Genomic DNA, 2,633 nt, shown 5'->3' with positions numbered 1-2,633 from the left:
CCGTCACCATCAACGGTTCTTCGGTCACCTTGGGCTTGGGCAGCAGCGTGAGCGGCACCGTTACGGTGTCCTACACCCCCAATACCGATCCCACCAAGGATTTGCAGGATGCGGCCGGTAACTCGGTGGCTGCAATCACCAATAAGTCGGTGGTGGTGGATACCATCGCCCCGACGCTGGTGAGCAGCGCGCCGGCGGATAATGCGACCGATATAGCGGTGGGCGTCAATATCGTGCTGACGATGTCCGAGACGGTGAAGGCGGGGACGGGGAACATTCAGATCGTCAATAGCTCCAATAGCAGCGATACTCGCGTTATCAGCGTTACCGATACCACGCAAGTGAGTTTCAGTGGCTCTGCCGTCACCATCAATCCAACAGCGGATTTGCAGACCGGGGCGAGTTACTATGTCAGCATTGCTCCGGGTGTTATCACTGATCTGGTCGGTAATGCTTTCGCCGGTATCACTACTAATACCGACCTCAATTTTGGGACGACGGGAACGGGCGGAGCGGGCCAGACCTTCGTACTCACGACGGCGATTGATGTTCTGCCAGGCTTGATTGGTAGCTTGGGCACCACAGATACGTCAGGTAACGACACCATTGTTGGTGATAACACCAATGCCGGGAGCTTGACCGTCAATGTGGGCGATCAGCTGAATGCAGGACCGGGTATCGATACGTTGAAGATCTTCTCGACGAATATCATCCCCACGCTGTCGAATATCGAGAATGCCTATTACTTTGCGCCTGCCGGCGACCTCAATGTATCGACGATCGCGGGGTTGACTTCGTTGGAAGTTGACAGCGAACTATTCGCCGCCAACCGCACTTTTACTTTGGGTGCTGGCCAAGCGCTGAAACTGAGCAACATGCCGACCAACGTCGCCGCCGATCCGGTCATTGCTGGCAATAGCCAGACTTCGCTGGACTTGTCGCTCAACAAGTTTGGAACCTTGGCTTATGATGCCACTGCGAGTCAACAAGATACTGTGGACTTCACGGGCACTCAACTGGCGACGTTGAACATCACGACCACGGGTGGCGCCAGCAACTTCCAACTGGTGAATACGGGTGGGCAGTTGAAGACAGTGACAGTTGGCGGTAACCAGGCATTGTTGATCGATACGGCACTGGGCACCATTACCACCTTTAACGCTACGTCCAATTCGGTGGGTGTCAATCTCAACTCCATCGCCGCATCCAGCCTCGCCTTCACGGGCGGCACGGGCAGCGACCGGGTCAATATGGCGGCAACACTGACCGTCGCTGATGTCTTGGATGGCGGCAATGGTACTGACACCTTCGCAGCGAGCGATGCCGATACTGTGACCAAGGCAGCGGCTACCAACGTCAAGAATTTTGAGGTGTATGAAGCCACGACTGCTGATGCCACAGCTTATGACGTTGACGCCATCATCGCCAATAACCCGCTGACTGGAATTTTGATCAGCGAAACGGGTGGCGCTGGCCTGACGGTCAACAACATCAACAGCGGGGCGGTGAACAATATTATGTTCACCAACGATGCCCCAGCAATAATTACCTTGACCGCTAAAAACTTTGTCGCCGGCGGCACCAGCGATACTGCGACGGTCAAGCTTGACAATAGCATTATCAAGAGCGCCGATGGCGTTGATGTCACTACTTCGCTGACTTTTGCCAACGTAGACGTACTGAACGTCAATAGCATTGCCAGCACCCCGACGGCGACGGCAGCGGCGATTACTCTGCCAGGTGGTGCGGTTACAAGTGCTAATGCCAATTCCATTGCCGATTTGGCTGCGGCAGATCTTGAGAAGATTGTCGTCACTGGGTCCGAGACTACGCTGATCACAGCAGGGGTGACTACCGTTGGACTAACGGAAGTGGATGCAACCGGCTTGACGGGCAAAGCGGCTCTTGGGCTGACTGCCACTGCTGCACCGATTGCGTCGATACTGGTCAAGGGTACTCCCAATGCCGACGGCATAGTGTTGGTTAATGCTGCTACCAATGCGGTTACCGCATACACGGGAGGCGGTTCTGATAACTTGGAACTTGGTGTTACTGGTGCTGCACATACCTTGATCTTCACGTCGACCGCTTTTAATTCGGGCGACTTCAAGGCAGGGAATGTCATTGCCATCAATGCCAACAACGCTTTTGCTGTTGGCGATACGGTCACACTGGACTTCAGTTCTGCCATGGAGGCTTTGTTCAAGAATGGAGGCGTGGTGCTGGGTACCAGTGCAGCTAATGTTGCCATTGCTGGTACGGCGCTTGGACCTAATACCAATGTAGCAGCAACTCAGGCAGCGGGCGTGATGACCATCGATTTCGATCTGAATGGCGATGGTGTCTACAATGTTGCTAACGATGTCCGTATCACGATTCTGGGTACTGGTGTGGATGACACGCTGGTATACAACGCCGCTAACGACAACTTCGTCTTTACGGTGGTGTAAGCCAGGTAGGGTGGGCAAACGGCGGTATCGTTTGCCCACGCGGAATGGAACACCGCTGACGCGGAACCGATGAAAACGAACCGCCCTGTTCTTCAATGAACGGGGCGGTTTTTTATGGGGTGGGATGATTGGGAAAGGGTGGGCAAACGATAACCCCGGTTGCCCACCCTACGGCTGCTTTTC

1 protein-coding gene is annotated in these 2,633 nt (G+C 54.7%); it reads left to right on the top strand.

Annotated elements, in window-relative coordinates; translation table 11 throughout:
• Positions 1–2,450: beta strand repeat-containing protein (locus BN874_RS13265; RefSeq protein ID WP_034434253.1), on the top strand; the 2,450-nt coding region annotated here is incomplete at its 5' end.
• Positions 2,451–2,633 lie beyond the last annotated feature (183 nt).

The sequence above is a fragment of the Candidatus Contendobacter odensis Run_B_J11 genome (assembly GCF_000531125.1).
Taxonomy (GTDB): Bacteria; Pseudomonadota; Gammaproteobacteria; order Competibacterales; family Competibacteraceae; genus Contendibacter; species Contendibacter odensensis.
Note: the sequence above shows the minus strand (reverse complement) of the source record. Positions and strands in the feature narration are given on the sequence as shown.